This window comes from Xenorhabdus yunnanensis, from assembly GCF_028598805.1.
GTDB classification, from domain to species: domain Bacteria; phylum Pseudomonadota; class Gammaproteobacteria; order Enterobacterales; family Enterobacteriaceae; genus Xenorhabdus; species Xenorhabdus yunnanensis.
The window spans coordinates 1-1,446 of record NZ_JAQRFI010000159.1 but is presented as its reverse complement, the minus strand read 5'-3'; the positions used below and the strand labels follow the sequence as shown (position 1 = coordinate 1,446).

1 protein-coding gene and 1 pseudogene are annotated in these 1,446 nt (G+C 50.1%); both read left to right on the top strand.

The features are described 5' to 3' along the window. A pseudogene (locus PSI23_RS21400) lies at positions 1 to 214 on the top strand (SAM-dependent DNA methyltransferase); the annotation flags it as partial. A gap of 228 nt (positions 215 to 442) precedes the next feature. Continuing rightward, on the top strand, positions 443 to 1,444 hold the full coding sequence (locus PSI23_RS21395; protein ID WP_273556962.1) for a TraI domain-containing protein: 1,002 nt from the start codon (positions 443 to 445) through the stop codon (positions 1,442 to 1,444). Positions 1,445 to 1,446: the final 2 nt, after the last annotated feature.

Below are 1,446 nucleotides of genomic sequence, written 5' to 3'. Positions count from 1 at the left end.
TGACCCGATGTGCAGTCTGTGGGTTTCTGCGATTGATATTGACCCGCTGGCCGCGGTGATGGCGTACATCCAGCTTTCGCTGACCTGCATTCCGGCCGCAGTCACCATTGGGGATGCTCTGCATGATGGTGGTAAAAAACGGACGCGTTACACACCCGCTCATTATCTGGGGAACTGGTCTCAACGTTTGCAGGAATATGAACAAGCCGCCTGAAACCCGTTTTCACGTTTTTTCCTTTTTTCTCTTTGCGCCTTTCGGGGCGCTTTTCAGTTTTTAAATGTCATTAATATGTTGATTTATGATGAAAATTAAGCTGATTCAGTCAGTCAGTTAATGGGTGAATCGAATCAGGTTAATTTTCATTTTCGCAAAAAGAGTCTCTCCTTGTTTCAGATTGGGATTCACCGACACTGAGCCAAATTTGAAAAGGAGGAAAACAACATGTTTGCGCGTTTTAAATCGCATTTTACCCGCCCGCCTGCGTCGCAGAAAAAATCATCAGAGCAAAAAACAAGAGAGATTCGTGATAACGGGGGCTATTTCCGGCCACAATCGGCTGATGCGTTGCTGGCAACGCCTCTACGTCGTCAGTGCCTGCAACAATTATGGCAAAACAGTAAGCTCCCTGAGGGGTTGTATCAGCGTTTTTATCTGGCACCGGTTAAGCAATTGCTGGGCAGTGTTCAGAAAATACCCGCATCCCCGGAAGGGGAGTGGTCAGACAGCGGGGGATTTGCTGACCTGACGCTGCAATTTACCCCCTGTGCCGTGCGATTGGCGAAAGGGCATTTGCTACCGCCGGGTGTGGCGCCAGAAACGCAGGCAGTACAGAGTGTCTTATGGCAGGCAGTAGTGTTCTGGAGCGCGTTATTTTACCACCTGCCGCTGCTGCGGCAAGTGGAGGGCGAGCTGGACGACGGGCATTACTGGCAGCCGGGATGGTGGACACCAGAGCGTCGCTTTCGTTTTCGTTTCCGGTCGTCTCAGCCTGATTTGTCTGCACTGCTGGAAGCCATGATAGCAACGCGTTTATTGCCGGAAGAGGCGGTCAGCTGGTTATTTCTGGTGCCGGCGGCATGGACTTGTCTGGTGTTACGGCTGGGTGGCCATCCTTCTGACGTGCCATTGATTGAGGCACTGCTTCAGGACGCCGCCATGCAGGTGCAGTCACCGTTGCTGAAATCCGCTGGACTTGCTGAACGCCCGGTGACGGATTCAGTATCAATACCAACAGATTCTGGTGTTGTTGCGCCGATCTCCGTATCAGCAACCCCATCAGCCGCCGATCAACCCGTTTGTGATGATACACAGGCATTATTGTCATTATTTCAATTAAATGATGAAGTTTCAGAACAAATTAATGCAAATGATAATCATATCGATTTTAAATCATCCAAACATACCCGTAAAAAGCCCAAAAGCGTTGCTCCCACAGGGAATTAGCG